Genomic DNA, 24,144 nt, shown 5'->3' on the forward strand with positions numbered 1-24,144 from the left:
TCCTCCGATCGCTTCGTCAGGAAGCGCACCAAACCCGTCTCCTCCCGGCCGGCACAAGGCGCGACACCGGAAACCCGAAATCGAATGCCGTCCGAAAACCTAATCTGGCGCAGCCGCCGCCGACCGCAAGCCCGCCGGACAAAACAGTCTGCGCCGGCTCAGGAAAACAGCAGCGACGACAGTTTGCGCCGTGCCGACAGCGTTGCCTCGTCGGTCATGCCCCATGCCTCGAAGAGCTGCAGCAACTGGGTTCTGGCGCCATCGTCGTTCCACGAGCGGTCGGCCTTGATGATCGCCAGCAGATTGTCGGCCGCCGCCATGCGATCACCCTTGGCGTTCTGGATCATCGCAAGCTCGAACCGCGCCTGGTGATCCCCGGGATTTTCGGCCAGCCGCCGTTCCAGTTCCGCCGGATTGCCGAGCACTGCTGCTTGCGCGGCGAGCGCCATCTTGGCGCGCAGCGCGGCGAGCTGCGGCGCATCCTTCTTTGCCTCCGGCGCCCGCGCCAGCATCGCATCGGCACCTTCGGTATCGCCGGCCTCGAACAGCAGATCGCCCAAGCCGGCGATCGCCTCGATCGTCTCCGGCGCCTGTTCCAGGATAGCGTCGTAGATGTCGGCCGCGGTCTGCACGTCACCGGCCTCGCGCGCCTCGGCGGCCGCGGCCAGCGCCTCGGCCACTTGCGGTGCGCCACCATCCTTGCCGCCGACCTTCTGGATGAATTGCGTGATCTGGCTCTCGGGAATGGCGCCCATGAAGCCGTCGACCGGCTGGCCGTCCTTGAAGGCAATGACCGCCGGTATCGACTGGATGCCGAGCTGGCCGGCGATCGATGGATGGTCGTCGATGTTCATCTTGACCAGCTTGACCTTGCCGCCGGCGGCTTTCACCGCCTTTTCCAGCAGCGGGGTCAATTGCTTGCAGGGGCCGCACCATGGCGCCCAGAAATCGACCAGCACCGGCTGGCGGCGCGATTCCTGGATGACGTCGGCGGCAAATCCAGCGGTCGTGGTGTCCTTGATGACGTCGGCCGGCACCTCCGCAAGTGCGACCTTCTCACGCGCGGCATCGGTGCCGCCATACTGCACGGTGGTGGCATACTGACCGCCATTGCTGCCAAATGGGCGGCCAAAGGGGTTGCTATCGCTCATCTCGTCGCCCTTTCGGTCGCGCCGCCGGCCAAGGGACAGGCGCAACATCCTTCTTCAGAACCCGGTTTCAGTCACCCATGTGGCGATCATGCCGAGACTTTCAAGATAACAGCATCATGTCCGGTTGCCTCGACGAATTTGACTAGGTCCGTGGCGGCGATGGAAGTCGTCGCCTCATTGGTCAGCGGGTGGGCGTTGACCACAGCATGGCTCATCAGCTCCTCGTCGAGAACGACCTTGACCCTTCGCTCCGTGTCGTTGATCAGCCCGAAAACGGTGACCGCGCCCGGGACGACGCCGAGAAGCTCCATCAGCATCTCCGGCCGGCCGAAAGACACGCGGCCCGCGGCGCCGATCAGATGATGGATCTGCTTTAGATCGACCACCGCCTCCTCGCCGACGCTGACCAGGAAGAAATTATCTTTCTTGTCCTTGAGGAACAGGTTCTTGGTGTGGCCGCCGGCGATCTCGCCGCGCAGCACCTGCGAATCGGCGACAGTGAACAGCGGCGGATGCCGCTGTGTCGATACCTCGATCCCGAGTCCGGCAAGAAAGGCGAAAAGGTCGGCTTCGGTCTTCGGCATCGGTCTTTCTTCTGATGGCCCGCTTTCAACGGCTTGTTCGGCCTACGCCGTTTACGGCCAATGATGCGGCCAAGACAAGCCCGTCGCGCAATGCAGGGGTGATTGCCTTGCGACGTGTCGCGGGACGGCTTGTCCGCATTGCCGGCGAAGCAAAAAGCCTGCGAATTCCCTGTTGCAATCGCCGCGCTCTTCAGCCATATAGGCGCGGCTTGCGGCCCGAAAGCCGCGCGAGCGGGTGTAGCTCAGGGGTAGAGCACAACCTTGCCAAGGTTGGGGTCGAGCGTTCGAATCGCTTCACCCGCTCCAGTTTCTCTCAAGGGAAATCAAGCATCGAAAAGCCGCGGTCCGCCGCGGCTTTTTCGCATTTGGGCGGGCGGCACAGGACGCACTTGCCAGCAGGCGCTGCGGTCGCGCCAAGTACGCTGCAGATAGAATTCAGGACTTTTGCGTGTCGTCCTCGGACCAAGGTCCGTCTTGCAGAATGCTCTATTTGAACGGAACTTGTTGGACAGCGGGCTCCACTTTGGAAAGTCCTCACGTTTCTCACTGGAACCCATCCTGGCGGGAGGGCCACTCGAAGGAGGAATTATGAAAACGCGCCCCTATCTATTCGCAGCGGCGGCCGCTCTCACCCTTGTCGCGTCTCCGGTCCTCGCTGCCCCCGGCGGCAATGGCGGCGGGAACGGCAATGGCGGCAGCCACGGCAACGGCGGAAACGCGGCTGGGGCCGGCTCGCAGGGACACGGAGCCGCCACCTCGGCCGCGGCCAAGGACAAGTCGACGACCGGAGTTGCTCATGCAATGGCGGTCGTTGCCACGACACCGGCCTCACCGCAGGCCACCCTGGCCTTGCAGGCAGCGCTGGATAGGAAGGCCGCGAAAGACGCGGCAAACACTGCCGACGACACCTCTGACGAAACCGAGTAAGCATTCGAAACTGACAACTTGTCGCGTTGAAAGCCGTGGTTCGCCGCGGCTTTTTTTCGTTTCCCCGCCTGGCGTTTGAACTCTCAAGGCCTTTGATGCATGTCGCGCAAAACTGTGCAGCGGTTTTGCGACACCGACATGCATGAAACAAGAACCTGAAGCGCGTCGCATGAGGCCGGTCGAACGCAACGCGCTTTTAGGGTCGGCAGGTCAACAGCGCTTCCAGAAAAAAGCTGCTCCACAGCGGCACTGAAGCTACGCTGAGGCCAAACGCCGCCGCATCGGCGTCGGATTCGATTGCATGCGAGGAGATCCCGTGACCGGCTTTGTCGACCGAGAACGCGCAACAGACCTGATGCAGCGTGCCAATATCGAGGCATTGGTGCTTTGCGAGCCTGAGGCATTCCAATATGCCACCGGCGCCTGGATCGGCCCGGCCGGCCTGTTCCGCCGGGCCGGCGCCGGTTTCGTGGTCATCCCGAGACGAGACGACCTGCCGATCGGCGTAGTGGTTGCCGATTTCCAGGCTGCCCAGCTCCGGGCGGCGGTGGCGGATGCCGTGGTGCGCACGCATCCGATCTGGATCGAATCCGCGTCGCTTGAGCCGGCGACGGCCGGCCGGCCCGTTGCGCAGCGCATCGAGGCCGGCCTGGTTGGCCGCGCCCCCGGTTTTGCACGTCCAGCGACCTTTGAGCTTGCCCGCTCTGTCCGCGAGCTGAAGACGATGCTCGCCGAATTCGGGCTGGAGCGTGCAACGCTCGGCATCGAGCTGGATTTTGTCTCGGCCAGCGATTTGTCCGCGATGCAGGCGATGTTGCCCGGCACGGCCCTGGTCAACGGCTCGCCGATCCTCGACAGGCTGCGGGCAATCAAATCGCAAAGCGAGATCGACCTTCTGCAGCAGGGCATCGTCCTGTCGGAAGCCGGCCTGTCGCGGCTGCAGCAGCATGCAGCGGTCGGCATGCGTCAGTCGGATCTGGTCGCGCTCTACCGGCAAGGCATCGCCGATGCAGCCGCCGGGTTATCGCAGCAAATCGCGACGGCCGAATACGTCACGCTGGGCGCTCGCCCAAAAAGCGCCGATGCGGTCGCCGCCGCCGGCGATCCGCTGAAGGCCGACATGGTCTGCAGCGTGAACGGCTATGCTTCGGACATGTCGCGGAATTTCACCTTCGGGCCGCCGTCGCCCGAACAGGCCGAATTGCATGCGATAGCCGAACGCGCCTTCGCCGATGGGCTTGCCGCGCTTATGCCCGGAAAGCCGTTCGCCGCCGTTCATCGCGCCGCCAGCGAAAGCCTGGCGCGCCAGGGCCTGCGTTCCTATCGCCGCGGCCATTTCGGCCACAGCGTCGGCCATTCCGTGTTTTCCGAGCAATGGCCGTTCATCTCGGCCGACAGCGATGTCGTGATCGAAGCCGGCATGGTGCTGGCATTCGAGATCCCGCTCTACATCGACGGTCTCGCCAGCTTCAATCTCGAAGACCAGTTCCTGATCACCGCGAACGGGCCGCTGCCGATGAACCGCTTGCCGAGGCGCCTGGAGACTATAGGCTGAATCCAGCCGGCCCCTTATCTGGCGCCGGCCACGCCCCTGCGGAAATCCGACGGCGACATGCCGGAAAGCTTGCGGAACGACTTGTTGAAGGCGCTGAGCGAGCCGAAACCCGATTCCATGGCGACGCGCAGTACATTGGCATCCTGATGCATCAGCAGCGCCTGCGCGTAGCTGAGGCGCAGCAAATTCACATATTCGTTGAGCGTCATGCCGGTCGATTTCTTGAAGATGCTCATGGCGTATTTGGGATGGATGTCGGCCGCCGCGGCAATGTCGACGCAATCGATCTCGTAGAGGAAATTCTCGGCGATGAAGTCGCACATGCGCCCGACATTGCGCAGCGATTGCTGATCGAAGGGACTGCCTATCTCCTGTTCGACCGGAGTTTCGGGCACGAGCCGGTAAGGCTCGAAGCGCACCCGCTCCAGCCGCAGCAAAAGCTCGTTGACCGCATGCTCGGCCTTCACCGGGTCGCCGGAGCGGGCATAGCGGTTCCAGCGCTCGAAATTGTGGTCGTCCGACCGGTCGGTGGCGTCAGTCACCAGCGTCGCGCCCGTCATCAGCCTGTTGCGGACCTCGACCGGCAAATGCAGCCGGAAGAAATGCACCAGCGGCAGATGCGCGCCGGCATAGATGGCATCGTCGGAGGCTTCGTCCATCTGGTGCGGCAGGCCGCCCCAGAACAGACACATGTCGCCAGCAGAGAGCGAAAGCTCGTGCCCGTCCATGCGGTAATGCACGGCCCCGCGCACGATGAAATTCACCTCGACCTGGGCATGCCAATGCGGCTTGAGCATCACCAGGGGCTGGGTGTGAAACATCTGCAGCAGCAGCGGCAGGCCCTCCACGCTGCTGGCGCCAGGCTGGTAAAACGGCCTTTCCGGCATCTTACTTTCCGCTCATTTCTTATTCCCTTTGTCGCGGACAAGGCTTTCCCGAGGCCTAGTCTAGCCACGCTCGCAAACAGAGAGCAACTGAAATGGGAGGATTTCAATGCGCATAAAATTGACCTGCGCCGCGCTCGCGCTTGCCTTGGGCTCCAGCCCGGCCTTTGCGCAGTCCGGTGAAATCACGATCTGGAGCTGGAATATCGCCGCTTCGTCGCTGAAGGCCACCATAGCGGGCTTCAACAAGCAGTTTCCCGACATCAAGGTCACGGTCGAGGACCTCGGCAACCAGCCGACCTACGACAAGTCGATCGCCGGCTGTGCCGCCGGTGGCGAGGGCCTGCCGGACATCGTGACGATCGAGAACGGCGAAGCGGAAAACTACTGGAGCCAGTTCCCGGATTGCTTCGTCGACCTGCACACGCTCGGCTACACCGCGGAAGACCAGGCAAAATTCCCCGACTTCAAGCGCACCGAGCTCGAGGTGGACGACAAGGCCTATGCGATGCCGTGGGATTCGGGGCCGGTGGCGATGTTCTACCGACGCGACTTCTACGAGAAGGCCGGCGTCGATCCGTCCTCGATCAAGACCTGGGACGATTTCATCGCTGCCGCCAAGAAGATCCAGGCCGCCAATCCCGGCGTCACGATGACCAACGCCGATTTCAACGGCGATTCCGAATTCTTCCGCATGATCTCCAACGAGCAGGGCTGCGCCTACTTCTCCGCCGATGGTCAATCGATCACGGTCAACCAGCCCAAATGCGTCGATGCCATGACCAAGATCAAGGAGATGAAGGACGCCGGCATCATTTCCTCTGCCGACTGGAGCACCAAGATCACCAACAACACCGCCGGCAAGGTCGCCACGCAGATGTATGGCGGCTGGTATGAAGGCACTGTGCGCACCGAATCGCCCGATGGGACAGGCAAATGGGGCGTCTATTTGATGCCGAGCCTGACCGCCGACGGTCCGCGCGCCGCCAATCTCGGCGGCTCCTCGCTCGCCATCACCTCGGTGTCGAAGAACAAGGAAGCCGCCTACGCCTATCTGAAATACACGCTAGGGACGAATGAGGGCCAGATCACCATGCTGAAAGGCTTCGGCCTGGTGCCGTCGCTAATTTCGGCGCTCAACGACCCTTATGTCTCCGAGGGCCTGCCCTATTGGGGTGGCCAAGCCGTGTGGAAGGACATCCTCGGCACCCTGCCCAAGGTCGTCCCCAGCCGCGGTACGCCGTTCCAGAGCGACGCCGAAATCATCATCCGCGCGGTGCAGACCAAATATCTGGCCGGGGGCTATCCCGACGCCAAGGCAGCGCTCGACGATGCCGCAAGCCAGATCGCCGCGGCGACCGGCCTGCCGGTCAAGTCGTGATCTGACACGGAATGATCCCAGAGTCAGTTACCGGGCGCTTGCGCTGCCCCTCACCCTTACCCTCTCCCCGTGAAGAACGGGGAGAGGGGGTCACCAGCGTTGCGGCCCAGCCCCTTCTCCCCGTCACTTACGGGGAGAAGGTGCCGGCAGGCGGATGAGGGGCGGCACCGGCCTTCGAACAAGCCGCCGTTTGCGGCGCCGCATCACCTGAAACATCAACACCGCGCGCCCCAGCAGGCGAAAGCAGAAAGGAGGAAAACGATGCGCTACCAGAACGCCACGGCGTATCGCTTCCTTGCGCCCTATCTGCTGATCTTCTCAATCTTCTGGCTGTGGCCGATCATCGATTCCTTCCTGATCTCGTTCCAAGCGACGCGCACCGTGCCGTGGCGGTTCGCGCCGACCTTCAACTGGGGCCGGCTGATCGGCGATCCGGCCTTCTTCAATGCCTTGAAGAACACATTGCTGATCCTTGTCATCCAGGTGCCGGTGATGATTTCGCTAGCGATTGTGATGGCGGTGCTTTTGAACTCGCCGCTGCTCAAGGCGCGTGGCCTGTTCCGCTTTGCCTTCTTCGCGCCGGTCGTGGTCGGCGAGGTCGCCTATTCGGCGGTTTTCCGGCTGATGTTCAATCTGGACTACGGCATCATCAACAAATTGCTGAACAGAATCGGCCTGCCCAACGTCGACTGGTTTACCAACGTCACCCCGGCGATGGCGGTCATCATGATGGCGGTGACGTGGCGCTGGGCCGGCTACAACGCCATCATCCTGCTCGCCGGCCTGCAGTCCATCCCCGAGGATGTTTACGAGGCGGCGACCCTGGACCGGGTCAGCAAGGTCAAACAGTTCTTCTACATCACGCTGCCGCTGCTCAAGCCGATCATCGTGTTCTGCGCCGTGCTGTCGATCATCGGCACCATGCAGCTGTTCACCGAGCCCTTCCTAATCACCGAGCGCGGCGGGCCGGGCGGCGGCACCGAAACGCTCGGGCTGCTGCTTTATCGCCAGGGCTTCCGGTCGCTCAATTTCGGCTACGCTTCGGCCATCGCCTACACCATGGCCGGACTGGCGATTGCCATTTCGCTGGTGCAGATATGGCTGACGAGGGAACCGAAATGACCTCGCGCTCCCCAATCAGCCATTCCCGGGTCGGCCGTTCCCAGGCCAGATTGGGCCGCAGCATCGCGCTGCATCTGTTCCTGACGCCGCTGGCGCTGGTCTGGCTGTTTCCGCTGTGGATGATGGTGGTCTTTTCCACGATGCCCGACAACGGCATCTTCAGCCCCGACATCGAGCTTTTGCCGCACGGCAATTTCCTCGACAATGTCAGCAATCTGCAGCGCGGCACCAATTTCATCGGTGCCATCGGCATCTCCGTCTCGGTGGCGGTGACCTACACCTTCCTGTCGGTGATGCTGACCTCGATGGCCGGCTGGGCGCTGGCGCGTTACAACTTCTTCGGCAAGGGCATGGTCGTCGCCATCATCTTCGGCACCATCACGCTGCCCTATGCGGTCGTGCTGATCCCGCAATTCATCATGGTGGCGCGCGACTTCAAGCTCGCCAACACCTGGGTGGCGCTGATCGTGCCGCCGCTGTTCAATTCGCTGGGCGTGCTCTTCATGCGGCAGAGCTTTTCGATGATGCCGCACGAACTGTTCGACGCCGCCAAGGTCGAGGGCGTCAAGGAATGGCGGATATTCCTGTTCGTCGCACTGCCTCTGGCGCGGCCGATGCTGGCAGCGCTCGCCATCATCCTGTTCCTTGCCTCCTGGAACAACTATCTCTGGCCGCTGCTGATCAATTCCAAGCCGGGCGCAATGACCGCGCCGGTGGCGCTCGGCACGCTGATCGGTCTCACCAAGGTGTCCTGGGGCGGCATCATGGCGGGCGCGGTGATGCTGACGGCGCCAATGCTCGTCGTGTTCGTGCTTCTGCAGCGCCATTTCGTCGCCGGCATCGCCGCCGGCGCTATCAAGTAAGGATCAGCATGGCGGCAGTCACACTCAAAAACGTCATCAAGCGCTTCGGCGTCTTCGAGATCGTCCACGGCGCCAATATCGATATCGATGACGGCGAATTCGTCGTCTTCGTCGGCCCTTCCGGCTGCGGCAAGTCCACGCTGCTCCGGATGATCGCCGGGCTCGAGGACATCAGCGACGGCGAGATCGCCATTGGCGGCAAGGTGGTGAACGACGTCGAGGCGGCCGATCGCGGCATCGCCATGGTGTTCCAGTCCTACGCGCTCTATCCGCACATGACGGTTGAGCAGAATCTGAGCTTCGGCCTGAGAATGACCGGCAACCCCAAGGCAGATACCGAGCGGCGGGTGAAGCGGGCTTCCGAAATCCTGCGCATCGCCGAGCTGATGAAGCGGCGGCCGCGGCAATTGTCGGGCGGCCAGCGCCAGCGCGTCGCCATCGGCCGCGCCATCGTGCGCGAGCCGCAAGTGTTCCTGTTCGACGAACCGCTCAGCAATCTCGATGCCGAGCTCCGGGTGCAGATGCGCGTCGAGATATCGCGCCTTCACAAGGAGCTTGGCGTTACCATGGTCTATGTGACGCACGACCAGACCGAGGCGATGACGCTGGCCGACAGGATCGTCGTGCTCAACGCCGGTAATATCGAGCAGATCGGCGCGCCGCTCGATCTCTACGACGACCCCGCCAACCGCTTCGTTGCCGGCTTCGTCGGCTCGCCGAAGATGAATTTTCTGGCGGCGAAAGTGGTCGGAACCGACAACAGCGCGGCGATCGTGGAGCTGGTCAACCATCGCGGCGTGCGACTGCGCAAGCCGCTTTCCGATGCCTTGCCTGCGATAGGCGGCGATGTCGTGATTGGCGTGCGGCCGGAGCATTTCTTCGACGCCGGCCAGGGCGATTGCGACCTTACCCTCAAGGCCGACGTCGCCGAGCACTTGGGATCGGTGAGCTATGTCTATGCCAATTCCGGGACCGGGGGCGGGCGCGAAGAACTGATCATCGAGCGCGAGGCCTCGCGGCATCGCGCCAACGGCGACGACCTGGTGGTGTCGATCAAGGCCGACCGCTCGCTTCTCTTCGACGCCACCGGCGCACGCATTCGCTAACCCATCTTTCTTTTGTCCGATCGCGATTGCTCGCGGCCACCCCACGGAGATTTGACATGACTTCCAAACCAGAAAAAATTCGCTGGGGCATTCTCGGGCCCGGCAACATCGCCAAGGCCTTTGCCGGCGGCGTCGCCCATTCGCGCACCGGCACCTTGGTCGCCTTAGGGGCGCGCAATCCCGGCAAGGCCGGGCTCACCGAGGCTTTCCCCGGCGCCCGCATCCTCGACGGCTACGAGGCTTTGCTTGGCGATCCGGATGTCGACGCGATCTATATTTCGACGCCGCATCCGAGCCATGCCGAATGGGCGATCAAGGCAGCCGAGGCCGGAAAGCATGTGCTTTGCGAAAAGCCGCTTGGCCTGACCGCCTTCGAGGCCGACGCGATGATCCATGCGGCGCGCAAGGCCGGCACCTTTCTCGGCGAAGCCTTCATGTACCGGCTGCATCCGCAGACGGCCAAGCTGGTCGAGCTGATCAGTGCCGGCGCGATCGGCGAGATCAAGATGATCAAATCCAGCTTCGGCTTCGCCATGCCGGGCTTCATGCCGGAGCACCGGCTTTACGCCAAGGATCTCGCCGGCGGCGGCATTCTCGATGTCGGCGGTTATCCCGTCTCGATGGCGCGGCTGATTGCCGGCGCCGCCGCGGGAAAGCCCTTCGCCGAGCCGGACAAAGTGGTGGGCACTGCGCATCTCGGCCAATCCGGCGTCGACGAATGGGCGTCGGCGCTGTTGCATTTTCCGGGCGGCATCGTCGCGGAAGTCTCCTGCAGCATCTCGCTCGCTCAGGACAATGTCTTGCGCATTCTCGGCAGCAAAGGCCGCATCGAGGTGGCGGACTTCTGGTATGCCGGCGGCCAGCAAGGCGGCACCGGCGAAATCCGCATCATCCGTCCGGGTAACACCGAGGTGGTCGAGGTCAAGGAGGACGGCTGGCTTTACGCGTTCGAGGTCGACGCCGCCGGCGAGGCCATTCTCGGCGGGAAGCAGGAGTTCGCCTGGCCCGGCATGGGCTGGGCCGACAGTCTCGGCAATCTGCGCGTGCTCGACAAATGGCGTGCCGCGATCGGGCTCGAATACGACATCGAGAAACCGGCAAAGCGCGTCAACACGATCTCCGGACGGAAGCTGCGCTCCGGCGGGACCGCCATCCCCAAGCGCAGCATTCCGGGCCTGCCGCGGCGGGCCTCGTGCCTGGCGCTCGGCTTCGAGGATTTCCGCACCTTTTCGTCGGGCGCCATCCTGCTCGATGCCTATTTCGAGGCCGGCGGCAATCTGTTCGACACAGCCTTCGTCTACGGTTCCGGCTATACCGAGACCCTGCTTGGCCAATGGCTGAAAAACCGCGGCGTGCGCGAGCAATCCGTGGTCATCGGCAAGGGCGCGCACTCGCCGCTCTGCTATCCCGACGTCATCGGCAAGCAGCTCACCCAGTCGCTCGAGCGGCTGCAGACCGACCATATCGACGTTTATTTTATGCACCGCGACAATCCGGACGTGCCGGTCGACGAATTCGTCGATGCGATGGACCGCGAGGTCAAGGCCGGCCGCATCCGCGGTCCGTTCGGCGGCTCGAACTGGACAATGGAACGCATGGACGAGGCGATTGCCTATGCCGAGCGCACCGGCAAGCAGAAGCCCGGCGCACTTTCCAACAATTTCTCATTGGCCGAGATGCTGGAGCCGATCTGGGCAGGCTGCGTCACCTCCTCCAGCGACGCGTGGAAGACCTGGCTTACCGCCCGGCAGATGCCGAATTTCGCCTGGTCGAGCCAGGGCCGCGGCTTCTTCACCGACCGCGCCGGCCGCGACCGGCGCGACAATGAGGAGCTGGTCCGGGTCTGGTACTCGGAGAAGAATTTCGGCCGCCGCGACCGTGCCATCGAGCTCGCCAAGCGGCTCGGCAAAAGCCCGATTCACGTCGCGCTCGCCTACGTCCTGGCGCAGCCCTTCCCGTCCGTCCCGCTGATCGGGCCGCGCACGCTCGACGAATTGGAAGACAGCCTCCAGGCGCTCGACATTTCGCTTTCGCCGGACGACCTTGCATGGCTGGACAGCGGTTCGGATCAGGCCCGCGCGCGGGCCTGACAGCAGCGGCAGTCGCTTCAACCTTGCGCTGCGCCATAGCTTCCGGACTGTTTGCGCTGCCCTCACCCTCTCCCGCAAAGAACCGGGACAGGGTAAGAATGGCGGCAGCGCAAACGTCACTGGAAGATAGGGAAGACAGATGCTCGACATTTCATCGTCGAAACAGGCGGCCACCTGGCTCGGTTCTTTTGCGCGAGCGCTCGAAGCGGGCGACGTCGAGGCCGCAACCAATCTGTTCGTCGAGGATTGCTACTGGCGCGATCTTTTGACCTTCACCTGGAACATCAGGACGATGGAAGGCCGCGCCGCGATCCGCGACATGCTGGCGGCGACGCTGGCAACCACAAGGCCTGCTCAATGGCAGCTCAGTGGCGAAGCCACCTCGGACGAAGGCACCATCGAAGCCTGGTTTTCTTTCGAGACGTCATCGGCGTGGGGCCAAGGCATCATGCGCCTCAGGGACGGCAAGTGCCGGACGCTGTTCACGGCGATGAGCGATCTCAAGGGGTTTGAAGAGCGCAAAGGCCCGGCGCGGCCGCTGGGCGTCCGCCACAAGGCCGATCCGGAACGCGAAACCTGGCTGGAGGCAAGGCGCCGCGAGGCGCGTGACCTCGGCGTTAGCCAGCAGCCCTATTGCCTGGTCATCGGCGGCGGCCAGGGCGGCATCATGCTGGGGGCGCGGCTCAGGCAATTGGGCGTGCCGGCCATCGTCATCGAGAAGAACGCCCAGGCCGGCGATTCCTGGCGCAGCCGCTATCGCTCGCTCGTGCTGCACGACCCGGTCTGGTACGACCATCTGCCCTACATCCCGTTTCCGGAAAACTGGCCGGTGTTCACCCCCAAGGACAAGATGGGCGACTGGCTGGAGATGTATACGCGCGTCATGGAGCTCAATTACTGGACCTCTACGGCATGCGTCAGTGCCTCCTATGACGAGACCGAAAAGGTCTGGACGGTCGAGCTCGACCGCGCCGGCGAGCGCATCACGCTGAAGCCCAGGCACATCGTCTTCGCGACCGGTGCTTATGGCCCGCCCAGGCGCATCGACCTGCCGGGTGCCGAGGTCTTTCAGGGCGAGATCCTGCATTCCAGCCAGTATTCCAACGGCGAGAAATTCCGCGGCAAAAGGGTCGCCGTCGTCGGCGCGGCAAGTTCCGGCCATGACGTCGGCGTCGATCTCTGGGAGAGCGGCGCCGAGGTGACCATGGTCCAGCGGTCGCCGACGACGGTGGTCAAGTCGGACACGCTGATGGAGATCGGCTTCGAGATCTTCTCGGAAAAGGCGCTGGCCCGCGGCATCACCACTGAAAAGGCCGACATGATCGTCGCCTCGACGCCGTTCGCGCTGCTGCCGCAAGGCCAGCGGGCGCTTTACGACGTCATCAAGGCGCGCGATGCTGCCTTCTACGACCGCTTGCGCAGCGCCGGCTTCGCCATCGATTTCGGCGACGACGAGACTGGGCTCCTGATGAAGGCCTACCGCACCGGCTCGGGCTTCTACATCGACGTCGGCGCCTGCGATCTGATCATCGACGGCGAGATCGGCATCCGTAGCGGCGTCGGGATCAAGTCGCTGACGCCGACAGGCATCCTCTTCGACGACGGCACGGAACTGGCGGCCGACGCAATCATCGCCTGCACCGGCTATCTCTCGATGAACGAGACAGTGGCGGCGATCGTTTCGCGCGAAGTCGCCGACAAGGTCGGGCCGTGCTGGGGGATTGGCTCGGGCGTGAAAGGCGACCCGGGTCCGTGGCAAGGCGAGTTGCGCAACATGTGGAAGCCGACAGCGCAGGAAGCGCTGTGGTTCCACGGCGGCAATCTTGCGCTGTCGCGCTTCTATTCAAAATTCGTGGCGCTGCAGATCAAGGCGCGCATGGAAGGCATTCAGACGCCAGTCTATGGAGCGCCGGTGCGATAGGGCCGCCTTTCCCTTCTCCCCTTGTGGGAGAAGGTGGATCGGCGCGTAGCGCCGAGACGGATGAGGGGTGTTGGACGGATCGCCGTGGGTGCCAAGCTGGAGCACCCCTCATCCGTCGCCTTCGGCGACACCTTCTCCCACAAGGGGAGAAGGGGAGCCACATCGCCGTCAATCGTGGCTATGTCCGAAATGCCGGCTCGCCACCTCGACATGCGTGTCGTGCGCATGCGCTTCGAAGCGTTCGGTCTCGCCGAGATCGTCCACCGCCTCGTTCGGCCACCAGGTGCCGCCGACCACGATGCCGGCCGAGACCAGCCTTTGCTCGGCGACCAGCGAGGCGCCGACCGAATCGACAAAGGTGAAGTGGCCTGGACGCAGACGCAGCACCGCGACGTCACCGACCACGCCAATCGCCAGCCTGCCGAGATCTGGCCTGGCGATCGCTTCCGCTGGCCGCTGCGTTGCGGCGCGCAGCACCTCGACCAGTGGCATGCCGAGCGCCAGCAGTTTCGACATGCAGACCAGGATGTCGAAGGCCGGCCCGTCGACGCAGTAGAGATGCACGTCGCTGCTGATCACGTCCGGCGCCAGACCCTCGCTGAGCATCGCTTTGGCCACCTCGAAATCGAACGAGCCCATGCCGTGGCCGAGGTCGAAGATGACGCCGCGCTCGCGCGCCAGCCGCATATCCGGCCGCACCGCCCCCGAGGCGAAGACCGGCGCGTTGGGAAACGGCCGGAAGCAGTGGGTGAGGATGTCGCCCTTGCGCAGCCGCGGCAGCACTTCCGAGCGGCCGGGCGGCGGCTCGTCTATATGCGCCATCAGCGGCAGGCCGGCCTTGTCGGCGGCTTCGAGCGCGAGATCGACCGGCGCGATGCCGCTGGTGCCACCGGCATGGCGACCCGAGCGGACCTTGACACCGACAACCACGTCCGCGTGCTCGCGCGCCGCCGCCACCGTTTCGCGCGGTTCGCAGAGCCGGAGGTCGCTGCACTCGCCGACCGCCACGGTCTGGGAGAAGCCGAATATGCCGGCAAAGGAAATGTTGACGTAGGCCAGGATGCGGACTTTCGAGCGCTCTATGACGTGGCGGCGAAAGCCGAGGAAATTGCCGGCGCCGGCGCTTCCGGCATCGATGAAGGTGGTGGTGCCGCTCTTCGCCGCAAGCCGGTCGGCATCGACGCCGAGCGACGTGCCGCCCCAATAGACATGGCTGTGCAGGTCGATCAGGCCGGGCGCGACGATGGAGCCCGTGGCGTCGATGACGCGGGCTGCACGTTCGAAGGGGATTTCGGTGTCGATCGCGGCGATACGGCCGTCGGCAATCGCCAGATCGCGTTGTGCGTCGAGGCCGGACGCCGGATCGATGAGGCGGCCGCCTTTTATCAGGAGATCGAATTGCATTGCGCCTGTCTCCGCTTTTCCGTCAGGCCGGCCTGTAGGCGACGGCTTCGACCTCGATCTTGATGTCGATCATAAGCCGTGACTCCACAGTCGTGCGTGCCGGCGGATCTTTCGGGAAATGCCGGGCATAGACCGTGTTGAAGATGCCGAAGTCGCGCGCGTCCTCGAGCCAGACCGTGGTCTTGATCACATCGTCCAGCGTGCAGCCGGCCAGCGCCAGTGCCGCCTTGATGTTCGACAGCACCTGTTCGGTCTGCTCGGCGATGCCGCCCTTGACCACCAGCCCGTCGCCGCCGACCGGCACCTGGCCGGAGACATAGACGAAATCGCCGGCCCTGACCGCCGGCGACAACGGCACATGGGATTTTCCGAAACACTGCTTGGGCAAGGAGGCCTCCTCTGGAAATCTTGCGTGACCGCCCTTATGCCTGCCACCGCGGTTCTCATCCAACATTTTGGAAGCTATATCGCTTTGCTGCGGGAGCGCCAGCTTGGTCACCACGCTCGGTGACCCTTCGCGCCCCCCTCTGTCCTGCCCTCTTTCCCACTACTTGGCATCTCCCCCACAAGGAGGGAGATTGGCCGTCATCACTGATTTCGCCAACCACCGACCTTGCAAAAGGTGCGCTGCCAGCGAAGCTGCCGATCTCCCCCCAAAAGGGGGAGATGCCCGGCAGGGCAGAGGGGGGCGCTGTCCCGCCAGCGTCTTGACCCGCGACACCAGCCCGCTCAGCGATCGATCCGCGTCGACAGGATGATCGACGACGACGTCCGCTCGACCCCGTCCATGGCGCCGATCTGGTCGAGAAGCGTGTCGAGATCCCTGATCGACGGCGCCTCGACGATGACGATCATGTCGAAATTGCCGCTGACCGAATGCAGCGTCCGCACCGGCGGCAGCGCCTGCAGGCTGCGCACCACCTTGTCGGCAAGCTTGGGCGTGACGGTGAGCAGGACATGCGCCCGCACCAGTCCCTGTTCGTAATCCGGCGAAAGCCTGACGCCGTAGCCGGTGATGGTGCCGCGCTGCTCCAGCCGCTCGATCCGGCTCTGCACCGTCGTCCGTGAGACGCCCAGCCGCCGCGCCAGTTCGGCGGTCGAGGCGCGTGCATTGATGCGCAGCAGGGAAAGCAGCGCCTGGTCGGCATCACTAAGCATTTCGACGAACCTTGCCGGCGCATTGATCAAACAGAGACTGCGTTTTGCACACTCCCACGCTTCCTTTCGACAGGCAAGCTGCGATTCTAGCCGTCTATTTAATATTGGTGCGAGGGACCGGTCATGAAGGAAATCATCGTCGTCGGCGCCGGCAAGATCGGCTCGACCATAGCCGAGATGCTGGCATCCACGGGCGACTACCATGTCACCCTGGTCGACCGCTCGGCTGCGCAGCTCGGCGCGGCCGAACTGCCGGCCGGCGTAGAGACGCTGGAACTCGATATCGAGGCCGTCGGCACCCTCGAAGCCGCCCTGGCCGGCAAGTTCGCGGTGCTCAGCGCTGCGCCCTTCCATCTGACCACGCGCATCGCCGAAGCGGCGGCCAGCGCCGGCGTGCACTATCTCGATCTGACAGAGGACGTCGTCAGCACCAGGCGCGTCAAGGAATTGGCGCGCTCCGGCAACAGCGCCTTCATCCCGCAATGCGGGCTGGCGCCGGGCTTCATCTCGATCGTTGCCAACGATCTCGCCAGCCGCTTCGACACGCTGGAAAGCGTGCGCATGCGGGTTGGCGCGCTGCCGCAATACCCGTCGAATGCGCTGAACTACAATCTGACCTGGAGCACCGACGGCGTCATCAACGAATATTGCGAGCCTTGTGAGGCGATCGTCGAAGGCGAGCTGGTCGAAGTGCCGCCGCTGGAGGAGCGTGAAGAATTCTCGCTCGACGGCGTCACCTACGAGGCATTCAACACCTCGGGCGGGCTGGGCACGCTGGCCGAAACGCTGAAAGGCAAGGTGCGGACGCTGAACTACCGCACCATCCGCTACCCCGGCCACGCCGCGATCATGAAGGCGCTGCTCAACGACCTCGGCCTGCGCCACCGCCGCGACGTGCTGAAGGACATTTTCGAAAGCGCCCTGCCGGCGACGCTGCAGGACGTCGTCATCGTCTTCGTCACCGTCAGCGGCCGCAAGAACGGCCGCCTGCTGCAGGAGACCTACGCCAACAAGATCTACGCCAGGCGTGTCGGCGATACGGTACGCAGCGCCATCCAGATCACCACTGCCTCCGCCATCTGCGCCGTGCTCGACATGCTGGCCGATGGCACCTTGCCGGCAAAGGGCTTCATCAAGCAGGAGGACATCGCGCTCGACGCCTTCCTGGCCAACCGCTTCGGCCGCGCCTACGCGCAGCACGAGATGGTTAGCCGACTGGCGGGGTGAGCTGCGGTTGCCCGATGGCGAAGCTACCGATCTCCCCCCTTGCGGGGGAGATGTCGCCGAAGGCGACAGAGGGGGTCGCTTCGCGTAGAGCGTAACCTCCATCTGTCGCGAGGGAGGTCGCATCCAGTCGAACCGACCCCTCTGGCCTGCCGGCCAATTCCCCCTCAAGGGGGGAGATCAGCTGCCCTCAAACATGCACCGCCTGCCCGAGCGCCTTCAGCGCCGCTTCCTGAAAACCCTCACCTTGCGTCGGGTGGGCGTGGATGGTGCCGGCAATGTCCTCCAGACGCGCGCCCATTTCCAGCGCCAGGCCGAAGGCCGTCGACAGTTCCGACACGCCTTGGCCGACCGCTTGGATGCCGAGCACCAGATGGTTGTCGGCGCGGGCAACGACCCGGACAAAGCCCTCCTCACCCATCTTCGTCATCGCCCGGCCATTGGCGGCGAAGGGGAACAATCCGACCTTGATCTCGCCACGGGCCTTTGCATCCTCCGGCGACAGGCCTGCGGTGATCAGCTCCGGATCGGTGAAGCAGATAGCGGGAATGCAGCGTTTGTCCCAGCTGCGCTTGTGGCCGGCGACGATCTCGGCGACCATTTCGCCTTGCGCCATCGCCCGGTGCGCCAGCATCGGCTCGCCGGTGACGTCGCCAACGGCAAAGATGCCGCGCATCGAGGTGCGGCACTGGTCGTCGATGCGGATGAATTTTCCCGCCATGTCGAGGTCGATCTGCTCGAGCCCCCAGTCTTCGACCACCGGCTTGCGCCCGACGGTGACCAGAATCCTGTCGGCAACGATCTTGGCATTCTTGCCGTCCTTCGTCTCGACCAGCAGCGCATCGCCCTTGGTCGACAACCCCTTGGCCTTGGCGCCCACAAGCACCTCGATACCGAGCTCGGCGAGCCGCTTCACCACCGGCCGGGTCAGTTCGGCATCATATTGCGCCAGTACGCGCGGCAAAGTCTCGACCACGGTCACCCTGGCGCCCATCTTGGCGAAGGCGATGCCGAGCTCCAGCCCGATATAGCCGCCACCGACGACGGCAAGCCTTTCCGGCACTTCGCTCAGCGCCAGCGCTTCGGTGGACGAGATCACCAGCCCACCGAAGGGCAGCGACGGCAATTCGACCGACGCCGAGCCCGTGGCGATCACCACCGTCTCGGCGCGGACCACCTGCATCCCGGTTTCGGTCTGGACCTCGACGGTCTTGCCGTCACGGAATTTCGCCCAGCCGTGCACGGTCTTGACCCCGGCCTTCTTCAACAGGCCGGCAACGCCACTGTTAAGCCGGCTAACGATGCCGTCCTTCCAGGCGATGGTCGTTTCGAGATCAATCGATGGTGTTGCGATTGAAATGCCGAGCGGGCTGTTGCCGCCGGCCATGTGCGACGCCTTTTCGAACTCTTCGGCCGCATGGATCAGCGCCTTGGACGGGATGCAGCCGACATTGAGACAGGTGCCGCCCGGTTTGCCGAACTCGACGATAACCGTGTCGATGCCAAGCTGCCCGGCGCGGATGGCGCAGACATAGCCGCCGGGACCGGCGCCGATGACGAGCAGCTTGCAGGAGATTTCCTTCATGTCGTGGCCCATGCAGCGGCTCGGAAAAAGGCGCTCTGTGGCGATCCTTCGCGCCCCCCTCTGTCCTGCCGGACATCTCCCCCACAAGGGGGGAGATTGGATCTCGCCTCCGCCTTCGCCAATCGCCGCCGTCGCAGGAGCGGTCGGAGCGCGGAAACTGCCAATTCCCCCCCTTGTGGGGGAGATGCCTGGCAAGGCAGAGGGGGGCGCTGTCCCTCCAGCATCCCGATCGTTCCGCATCGCCGCAACATTCTATTCATCTCCTCAATCCACAAAAATCAGCGCTGGCGTTTCCAGCAGCGCCTTTATCCGTTGGATGAACACCGCAGCGTCCCAGCCGTCGATGACGCGGTGGTCGAAGCTGGAGGACAGGTTCATCATCTTGCGCGGGATGAACTGGGTGCCGTCCCACACCGGCCGCATCATCATCTTGTTGACGCCGAGGATCGCCACTTCCGGATGATTGATCACCGGCGTCGTCGCCACACCGCCCATGGCCCCGAGCGAAGTGATGGTGATGGTCGATCCAGAGAGCTCGTCGCGCGTCGCCGTGCCGGATTTTGCCGCCTCAGCCAGCCTGACAACCTCGGCTGCGCAATCCCAGATGTCGCGCGCCTCGGCGTGCTTGACCACCGGCACCACCAGCCCCGACGGGGTCTGCGCGGCGATGCCGATATGGACCCCGCCATGCTGGTGGATTATGCCCGCCTCGTCGTCGAACAGCGCGTTGAGGTTTGGCTGGTCGGCGATCGCCTTGACCATCGCCCGCATCAGAAACGGCAGCAGCGTCAGCTTCGGCCTGTCCGCGCCCGGCCGCTTCTCCTTGTTGAGCGCGGCGCGCAAATCCTCGAGCGCGGTGACGTCGATCTCTTCGACATAGGTGATGTGCGGGATGCGCGATTTGGCCAGCGTCATCTTCTCGGCGATCTTTCGCCTGAGCCCGACTATTTTGATATCCTCGACCGCCTCGTTGCGGACAAGCCCGGAAATCTTGGCGGGCCCGGGTCCGCGCGCCAGGAAAGCTTCGATGTCCTCATGCTGGATACGGCCGGCCGGGCCACTCCCCACAATTTGCCGCAGGTCGATGCCGGCCTCTTTCGCCCTGAGGCGGACGGCCGGCGAGGCCAACGGCTTCTCGCCCTCCGGACGCCGCGCGCCGGAGATCGGCGCAGTACCCCCGCCGGAGGGGAATTCCGTTGCCGGCTCACTTTCGCGCACAGAAGCGCTTCCTGACGGAGGTGGGACTGGTTTGGCGTCGGCCTTGGGAGCCGAAGCTCGTCCCCCTCCCCCTTGTGGGGGTCCGAAGGACGGGCGAGACCCGTGGCTCGCCCCGGCAAGGTTAGGGGTGGGGGTACGCTTGGCGCCCGCCTCAACGTCCCGTGGCGGCTTGACGTTACCCTCGCCGGCCACCTTCAGGCGCACGATGGGCGAGCCGATCGCCACCGTGTCGCCGATCTCCGCACCCAGCCAGAGGATCTCACCATCGACGGGCGAGGGAATCTCGACCGTCGCCTTGTCGGTCATCACAGCGGCCAGCACGGCGTCCTCGCGCACGAGATCGCCGACCTTGACCTGCCATTCGACCAGCTCGGCCTCGGCGACGCCTTCACCGACATCGGGTAGCTTGATGACATATTCGCCCATCGTCTTCCCCCTCAGGCTTCCATCGTTTCGACGAGCGCGCGGCCTAGCCGCGCAGGACCGGGAAAATAGTCCCACTCCTGCGCATGTGGATAGGGCGTGTCCCAGCCGGTGACCCGCGCCACCGGCGCCTCCAGATGGTGGAAGCAGTTCTCCTGAACCAGCGCCGAAAGTTCGGCGCCGAACCCCGATGTCAGCGTCGCCTCGTGCACGACCACGCAGCGCCCGGTCTTGTTGACCGAGGCGACGATCGTCTCGAGGTCGAGCGGCAGCAGCGTTCTCAGATCGATGATCTCGGCATCGATGCCGGTCTCCTCGGCCGCCGCCTGGGCGACATAGACCATCGTGCCGTAGGCAAGTACGGTGACCTCAGCGCCCTGTCTGCGGATCACCGCCTTGCCTAGCGGCACCGTGTAATGGCCGTCGGCGACTTCGCCAAGCTCGTGTTTCGACCATGGTGTTACCGGCCGCTCGTGATGACCGTCGAAGGGTCCGTTATAAAGCCGCTTCGGTTCCAGGAAGATCACTGGGTCGGGATCCTCTATCGCGGCGATCAGCAAGCCCTTGGCGTCATGCGGGTTCGAGGGCACCACGACTTTCAGCCCGGAGACGTGGGTGAACAGCGCCTCCGGGCTCTGGCTGTGGGTCTGGCCACCAAAAATGCCGCCGCCGGTGGGCATCCTGACCACGATCGGGCAGGTGAAGTCGCCGTTCGATCGATAGCGCAGCCGCGCCGCTTCCGAGACGATCTGGTCATAGGCCGGATAAACATAGTCGGCAAACTGCACCTCGACGCAAGGCTTCAGCCCGTAGGCGGCCATGCCGATGGCCGCGCCGACAATGCCGGATTCGCTGATCGGCGCATCGAAGCAGCGGCTCCTGCCGTATTTCGCCTGCAGGCCTTGCGTACAGCGGAAGACGCCGCCGAAGAAGCCGACATCTTCGCCGAAGACGATGACACGCCCGTCGCGCGCCATCGACACGTCCATGGCGTCGCGGATTGCCTCGATCATGGTCCGTCGCGGCATGGTTAGACTCCCGCCTGCTGGCGCTGGCGCCTGAGGTGCGGCGGCATCTCGGCATAGACGCCCTCGAACATATCGCGCGCCGAGGGCTTGCCGCCGGCATGCAGCGTGCCGTGGCGCTCGGCCTCCCGCTGCGCCGAAATCACCGTGTCGAGGATTTCCGCCTCGGCCTGGGCGTGGCGTTCGTCCGACCAGACGCCGCGCTGGATGAGGTGGTTCTTCAGCCTGACGATCGGGTCGCCGAGCGGCCACGCGTCGGACTCGGCCTTCGGCCGGTAGGCCGACGGGTCATCGGAGCTGGAATGGGCGCCGACGCGGTAAGTGACATATTCGACCAGCGTCGGCCCGAGATTGTTGCGCGCCCGCTCCGCCGCCCATTTGGCCACCGCATGGACGGCGAGATAGTCGTTGCCGTCGACGCGCAGCGACGGGATGCCGAAGCCCAGTCCGCGGGCAGCAAAAGTGCCGGAGCCGCCCCGGGCGATCCCCTGGAAGGTCGAAATCGCCCACTGGTTGTTGACGACGTTGAGCACGACCGGCGCCTTGTAGGTCGAGGCGAACACCAGCGCCGAATGGAAGTCGGACTCGGCGGTCGAGCCGTCGCCGATCCAGGCGGCGGCGATCTTCTGGTCATTGCTGATCGCCGAAGCCATCGCCCAGCCGACCGCCTGGATGTACTGCGTCGCCAGATTGCCGGAGATCGAGAAGAAGCCGTGCTCTTTCGACGAATACATGATCGGCAGCTGCCGGCCCTTCAGCGGATCGGCCTCGTTCGAATAGATCTGGTTCATCATCGTGACCATCGGATAGCCGTCGGCGATGAGCAGGCCGGCCTGCCGATAGGTCGGAAAATTCATGTCGCCCGGCGCCAGCGCCTTGCGGAAGGCGCAGCTCACCGCCTCTTCGCCGAGATGCTGCATGTAGAAGGAAGTCTTGCCCTGGCGCTGCGCCATCTGCATGCGCGCATCGAAGCTGCGCAGCGTCACCATATGGCGCAGCCCCTCCAGCAGTTCCTCGTCGGAAAGCAGGCCGGCCCAGGGCCCGACCGCCTCGCCGGCGCGGTTGAGCACACGAATGATCGAGAACGCCAGATCGCGGATGGTGCGCGGATCGACGTCGATCTCGGGGCGCGGCACCGAGCCGGCCTTGGGGATGGTCACGTCTGAAAAATCCGGCGTGCCGCCCGGCCGCACCTCCGGCTCCGGAACATGGAAGCGCAACATTCCGGCATCGGCCATGATCTCGGTCCTCCACTGTTGCCCGGCGCGATATTTGCACACCGCCGGACCAGTGCCAATTCGTCGGGCAGGGCTTCGGTCCTTCGGCTCCCGCCGATGCAGCCTGCCGCGCACAAGATGAAGATGTGTCTGCGAAATTTCTTGTCGATGTTGGACGGCAGCACGCAACTTAGCAGAAATTTGCCGACGATTGCCGCAACAGACGATATGTCCCGGGGTGAGCTTGCCTTTGACGAGCCCGCACATCCAGCGATTCAAGTTGCGCCTACCATTCAGGACCTTATCCTGACGGCATCGTTGTGAGAGAGGCGGGAATGCAAGGCAGATCGAGGGCCGTCGTCGCTTTGGCGATTGTAGCTTTTCTGGTTGGATCCGGTCGACCAGCTTTCGCTCAGTCGGACGATTGCATCGGCACGTACTATCGCACGAGGGATGCTGCCTGCATTGACCGGCTTATCACAACCTTGGATCAAGCTCCGTCCAGCGCTGAAAACGGAACGATAACCGGGTTTTTCGCTGCATTGTTCGACGGCTCGCCGGAGATGCGACGAAAACTGCTGGATGGCGTGCCCTCCGATCGCGCGGCTGACCTTTATCTGGCCGCTCTGCACAAGGCTGGTCTCACGGACGAAGCGCGGCGTTTCGCGTCGAGCCGAAAGCTGGAGGATGCAGCATCCCCCGGTGCCATGCCTTTGAAAACGTTGACACCCCTCTTTGTCCCGTTGGACAATGATCTGCTGCTTGGCGCCTATATGGCGACAGGAGACTTGTCCTACATAGATCATATTCTGGGAAATCTTCGAACCAGCCGTGACGGCATCGCGGCGGACGCAATCCGCATCGGCCTTGTTATGGGGAAATTCGCGGGTGCGGTGGCTCCAGGTCGCCCCGAGAATATCATGATTGTCGCTGCATGCCGGAAATATGGGTGCCCCAAGAGCAGGCATCAAAAGACATGATGCGTGTGATGACGGTGGCATCGGCTGTATGGGCTATACGGTCGCTGGCGAAGAATGACGTTGCAATCAAACAGGAACTCGATCGCTTTTTCCAAAACGACTCGCGTTTGGCCGCCATTTTCGCAAGAGAGCAGAACGCCTTCACAAATTATCTGGCCTCAGTGACTTTGTGGTCGGTCGAGAAAGACAAATCGCTTGACGCGGCAATGACGGACTATGAACGCCTCGGTGCTGCCGATACTTCGTTCAAGCCTGATAGCATCCTGCAATCCCCCGAGGACAAGAACTAGCAGGCCGGCGCCTGTGGTTCACCCGGAGCTCTCGCC

General features: G+C 63.8%; 21 protein-coding genes and 1 tRNA gene. 12 read left to right on the top strand and 10 right to left on the bottom strand.

The window, feature by feature from the left end; genetic code table 11:
• Positions 1-158 precede the first annotated feature (158 nt).
• Together trxA and NKH91_RS09060 are read right to left on the bottom strand one after the other, a co-directional pair.
• The gene (gene trxA / locus NKH91_RS09055) at positions 159-1,151 is read right to left on the bottom strand and encodes a thioredoxin (protein WP_352481097.1); all 993 of its coding nucleotides are present in this window, start codon (positions 1,149-1,151) and stop codon (positions 159-161) included.
• A gap of 86 nt (positions 1,152-1,237) precedes the next feature.
• Positions 1,238-1,735, bottom strand: coding sequence for a prolyl-tRNA synthetase associated domain-containing protein (locus NKH91_RS09060; RefSeq protein WP_352516121.1), 498 nt, complete (start codon positions 1,733-1,735; stop codon positions 1,238-1,240).
• A 231-nt stretch (positions 1,736-1,966) separates the two neighbouring features.
• Here NKH91_RS09060 and NKH91_RS09065 point away from each other — a divergent pair.
• From NKH91_RS09065 to NKH91_RS09075, 3 genes are all read left to right on the top strand, one after another.
• Positions 1,967-2,041, top strand: a tRNA-Gly gene (locus NKH91_RS09065).
• Positions 2,042-2,323: 282 nt separating this feature from the next.
• Positions 2,324-2,662: a hypothetical protein gene (locus NKH91_RS09070; RefSeq protein WP_352845412.1), complete on the top strand. Its 339-nt coding sequence runs from the start codon at positions 2,324-2,326 to the stop codon at positions 2,660-2,662.
• A 316-nt stretch (positions 2,663-2,978) separates the two neighbouring features.
• Positions 2,979-4,217, top strand: a complete 1,239-nt coding sequence (locus NKH91_RS09075) for a M24 family metallopeptidase (protein WP_352845414.1) — start codon at positions 2,979-2,981, stop codon at positions 4,215-4,217.
• A gap of 14 nt (positions 4,218-4,231) precedes the next feature.
• Here NKH91_RS09075 and NKH91_RS09080 read toward each other — a convergent pair whose 3' ends face one another.
• On the bottom strand, positions 4,232-5,104 hold the full coding sequence (locus NKH91_RS09080) for a helix-turn-helix domain-containing protein (protein WP_352570094.1): 873 nt from the start codon (positions 5,102-5,104) through the stop codon (positions 4,232-4,234).
• A gap of 106 nt (positions 5,105-5,210) precedes the next feature.
• On the opposite strand from NKH91_RS09080, the gene NKH91_RS09085 reads away from it, so the two are divergent.
• The 6 genes from NKH91_RS09085 (at position 5,211) to NKH91_RS09110 (ending at position 13,584) form a co-directional block, all read left to right on the top strand.
• Positions 5,211-6,482 (top strand): extracellular solute-binding protein, encoded by a 1,272-nt coding sequence (locus tag NKH91_RS09085; RefSeq protein WP_352496003.1) that lies wholly within the window; start codon positions 5,211-5,213, stop codon positions 6,480-6,482.
• Between the two features lie 261 nt (positions 6,483-6,743).
• Positions 6,744-7,604 carry a carbohydrate ABC transporter permease gene (locus NKH91_RS09090; RefSeq protein WP_352845416.1) on the top strand — a complete coding sequence of 287 codons (861 nt, stop codon included), beginning with the start codon at positions 6,744-6,746 and terminating at the stop codon, positions 7,602-7,604.
• On the top strand, positions 7,601-8,467 hold the full coding sequence (locus tag NKH91_RS09095) for a carbohydrate ABC transporter permease (RefSeq protein WP_352481103.1): 867 nt from the start codon (positions 7,601-7,603) through the stop codon (positions 8,465-8,467). The genes NKH91_RS09090 and NKH91_RS09095 overlap by 4 nt, the downstream gene beginning before the upstream one ends.
• An 8-nt stretch (positions 8,468-8,475) precedes the next feature.
• On the top strand, positions 8,476-9,573 hold the full coding sequence (locus tag NKH91_RS09100) for an ABC transporter ATP-binding protein (RefSeq protein WP_352845418.1): 1,098 nt from the start codon (positions 8,476-8,478) through the stop codon (positions 9,571-9,573).
• 56 nt (positions 9,574-9,629) lie between these two features.
• Positions 9,630-11,663, top strand: coding sequence for an aldo/keto reductase (locus NKH91_RS09105; protein WP_352845420.1), 2,034 nt, complete (start codon positions 9,630-9,632; stop codon positions 11,661-11,663).
• 139 nt (positions 11,664-11,802) lie between these two features.
• Entirely contained in the window at positions 11,803-13,584 is a 1,782-nt protein-coding gene (locus NKH91_RS09110) for an NAD(P)-binding domain-containing protein (protein ID WP_352883886.1), read from the top strand.
• 168 nt (positions 13,585-13,752) lie between these two features.
• Here the strand turns inward: NKH91_RS09110 and NKH91_RS09115 are convergent, their stop codons facing one another.
• The 3 genes from NKH91_RS09115 to NKH91_RS09125 all read right to left on the bottom strand — a co-directional run bounded on the left by NKH91_RS09115 (position 13,753) and on the right by NKH91_RS09125 (position 16,146).
• Positions 13,753-14,988, bottom strand: coding sequence for an amidohydrolase/deacetylase family metallohydrolase (locus NKH91_RS09115; protein ID WP_352845422.1), 1,236 nt, complete (start codon positions 14,986-14,988; stop codon positions 13,753-13,755).
• A gap of 22 nt (positions 14,989-15,010) precedes the next feature.
• Complete coding sequence (locus NKH91_RS09120) at positions 15,011-15,376, bottom strand: RidA family protein (RefSeq protein ID WP_352815950.1); 366 nt, start codon at positions 15,374-15,376, stop codon at positions 15,011-15,013.
• Between the two features lie 341 nt (positions 15,377-15,717).
• Positions 15,718-16,146 (bottom strand): Lrp/AsnC family transcriptional regulator, encoded by a 429-nt coding sequence (locus tag NKH91_RS09125; RefSeq protein ID WP_352587968.1) that lies wholly within the window; start codon positions 16,144-16,146, stop codon positions 15,718-15,720.
• 123 nt (positions 16,147-16,269) lie between these two features.
• Here NKH91_RS09125 and NKH91_RS09130 point away from each other — a divergent pair, with 123 nt between their 5' ends.
• Positions 16,270-17,373 carry a saccharopine dehydrogenase family protein gene (locus tag NKH91_RS09130; RefSeq protein WP_352845424.1) on the top strand — a complete coding sequence of 368 codons (1,104 nt, stop codon included), beginning with the start codon at positions 16,270-16,272 and terminating at the stop codon, positions 17,371-17,373.
• A 187-nt stretch (positions 17,374-17,560) separates the two neighbouring features.
• Here the strand turns inward: NKH91_RS09130 and lpdA are convergent, their stop codons facing one another.
• The 4 genes from lpdA to NKH91_RS09150 all read right to left on the bottom strand — a co-directional run bounded on the left by lpdA (position 17,561) and on the right by NKH91_RS09150 (position 22,859).
• On the bottom strand, positions 17,561-18,955 hold the full coding sequence (lpdA, locus tag NKH91_RS09135; protein ID WP_352845514.1) for a dihydrolipoyl dehydrogenase: 1,395 nt from the start codon (positions 18,953-18,955) through the stop codon (positions 17,561-17,563).
• Positions 18,956-19,219: 264 nt separating this feature from the next.
• The gene (locus tag NKH91_RS09140) at positions 19,220-20,599 is read right to left on the bottom strand and encodes a dihydrolipoamide acetyltransferase family protein (protein WP_352481320.1); all 1,380 of its coding nucleotides are present in this window, start codon (positions 20,597-20,599) and stop codon (positions 19,220-19,222) included.
• Between the two features lie 11 nt (positions 20,600-20,610).
• Positions 20,611-21,624, bottom strand: a complete 1,014-nt coding sequence (locus tag NKH91_RS09145) for an alpha-ketoacid dehydrogenase subunit beta (RefSeq protein WP_352845426.1) — start codon at positions 21,622-21,624, stop codon at positions 20,611-20,613.
• Between the two features lie 2 nt (positions 21,625-21,626).
• The gene (locus tag NKH91_RS09150; RefSeq protein WP_023718744.1) at positions 21,627-22,859 is read right to left on the bottom strand and encodes a 3-methyl-2-oxobutanoate dehydrogenase (2-methylpropanoyl-transferring) subunit alpha; all 1,233 of its coding nucleotides are present in this window, start codon (positions 22,857-22,859) and stop codon (positions 21,627-21,629) included.
• A 314-nt stretch (positions 22,860-23,173) separates the two neighbouring features.
• Between NKH91_RS09150 and NKH91_RS09155 the strand changes: the two genes are divergently transcribed.
• Both NKH91_RS09155 and NKH91_RS09160 read left to right on the top strand, forming a co-directional pair.
• The gene (locus NKH91_RS09155; protein WP_352845428.1) at positions 23,174-23,818 is read left to right on the top strand and encodes a hypothetical protein; all 645 of its coding nucleotides are present in this window, start codon (positions 23,174-23,176) and stop codon (positions 23,816-23,818) included.
• Entirely contained in the window at positions 23,815-24,108 is a 294-nt protein-coding gene (locus NKH91_RS09160; RefSeq protein WP_352845430.1) for a hypothetical protein, read from the top strand. Before NKH91_RS09155 ends, NKH91_RS09160 begins: the two co-directional genes overlap by 4 nt.
• The last annotated feature ends 36 nt before the right edge of the window (positions 24,109-24,144 follow it).

The sequence above is a fragment of the Mesorhizobium sp. M0894 genome (assembly GCF_040319725.1).
Taxonomy (GTDB): Bacteria; Pseudomonadota; Alphaproteobacteria; order Rhizobiales; family Rhizobiaceae; genus Mesorhizobium.

Coding starts and splice junctions, on each gene's coding strand:
- trxA (WP_352481097.1), bottom strand. CDS start 1,151: ATGAGCGATAGCAACCCCTTTGGCCGCCCATTTGGCAGCAATGGCGGT.
- NKH91_RS09060 (WP_352516121.1), bottom strand. CDS start 1,735: ATGCCGAAGACCGAAGCCGACCTTTTCGCCTTTCTTGCCGGACTCGGG.
- NKH91_RS09070 (WP_352845412.1), top strand. CDS start 2,324: ATGAAAACGCGCCCCTATCTATTCGCAGCGGCGGCCGCTCTCACCCTT.
- NKH91_RS09080 (WP_352570094.1), bottom strand. CDS start 5,104: ATGCCGGAAAGGCCGTTTTACCAGCCTGGCGCCAGCAGCGTGGAGGGC.
- NKH91_RS09085 (WP_352496003.1), top strand. CDS start 5,211: ATGCGCATAAAATTGACCTGCGCCGCGCTCGCGCTTGCCTTGGGCTCC.
- NKH91_RS09090 (WP_352845416.1), top strand. CDS start 6,744: ATGCGCTACCAGAACGCCACGGCGTATCGCTTCCTTGCGCCCTATCTG.
- NKH91_RS09095 (WP_352481103.1), top strand. CDS start 7,601: ATGACCTCGCGCTCCCCAATCAGCCATTCCCGGGTCGGCCGTTCCCAG.
- NKH91_RS09100 (WP_352845418.1), top strand. CDS start 8,476: ATGGCGGCAGTCACACTCAAAAACGTCATCAAGCGCTTCGGCGTCTTC.
- NKH91_RS09105 (WP_352845420.1), top strand. CDS start 9,630: ATGACTTCCAAACCAGAAAAAATTCGCTGGGGCATTCTCGGGCCCGGC.
- NKH91_RS09110 (WP_352883886.1), top strand. CDS start 11,803: ATGCTCGACATTTCATCGTCGAAACAGGCGGCCACCTGGCTCGGTTCT.
- NKH91_RS09115 (WP_352845422.1), bottom strand. CDS start 14,988: ATGCAATTCGATCTCCTGATAAAAGGCGGCCGCCTCATCGATCCGGCG.
- NKH91_RS09125 (WP_352587968.1), bottom strand. CDS start 16,146: ATGCTTAGTGATGCCGACCAGGCGCTGCTTTCCCTGCTGCGCATCAAT.
- NKH91_RS09130 (WP_352845424.1), top strand. CDS start 16,270: ATGAAGGAAATCATCGTCGTCGGCGCCGGCAAGATCGGCTCGACCATA.
- lpdA (WP_352845514.1), bottom strand. CDS start 18,955: ATGAAGGAAATCTCCTGCAAGCTGCTCGTCATCGGCGCCGGTCCCGGC.
- NKH91_RS09140 (WP_352481320.1), bottom strand. CDS start 20,599: ATGGGCGAATATGTCATCAAGCTACCCGATGTCGGTGAAGGCGTCGCC.
- NKH91_RS09145 (WP_352845426.1), bottom strand. CDS start 21,624: ATGCCGCGACGGACCATGATCGAGGCAATCCGCGACGCCATGGACGTG.
- NKH91_RS09150 (WP_023718744.1), bottom strand. CDS start 22,859: ATGGCCGATGCCGGAATGTTGCGCTTCCATGTTCCGGAGCCGGAGGTG.
- NKH91_RS09155 (WP_352845428.1), top strand. CDS start 23,174: ATGCAAGGCAGATCGAGGGCCGTCGTCGCTTTGGCGATTGTAGCTTTT.
- NKH91_RS09160 (WP_352845430.1), top strand. CDS start 23,815: ATGATGCGTGTGATGACGGTGGCATCGGCTGTATGGGCTATACGGTCG.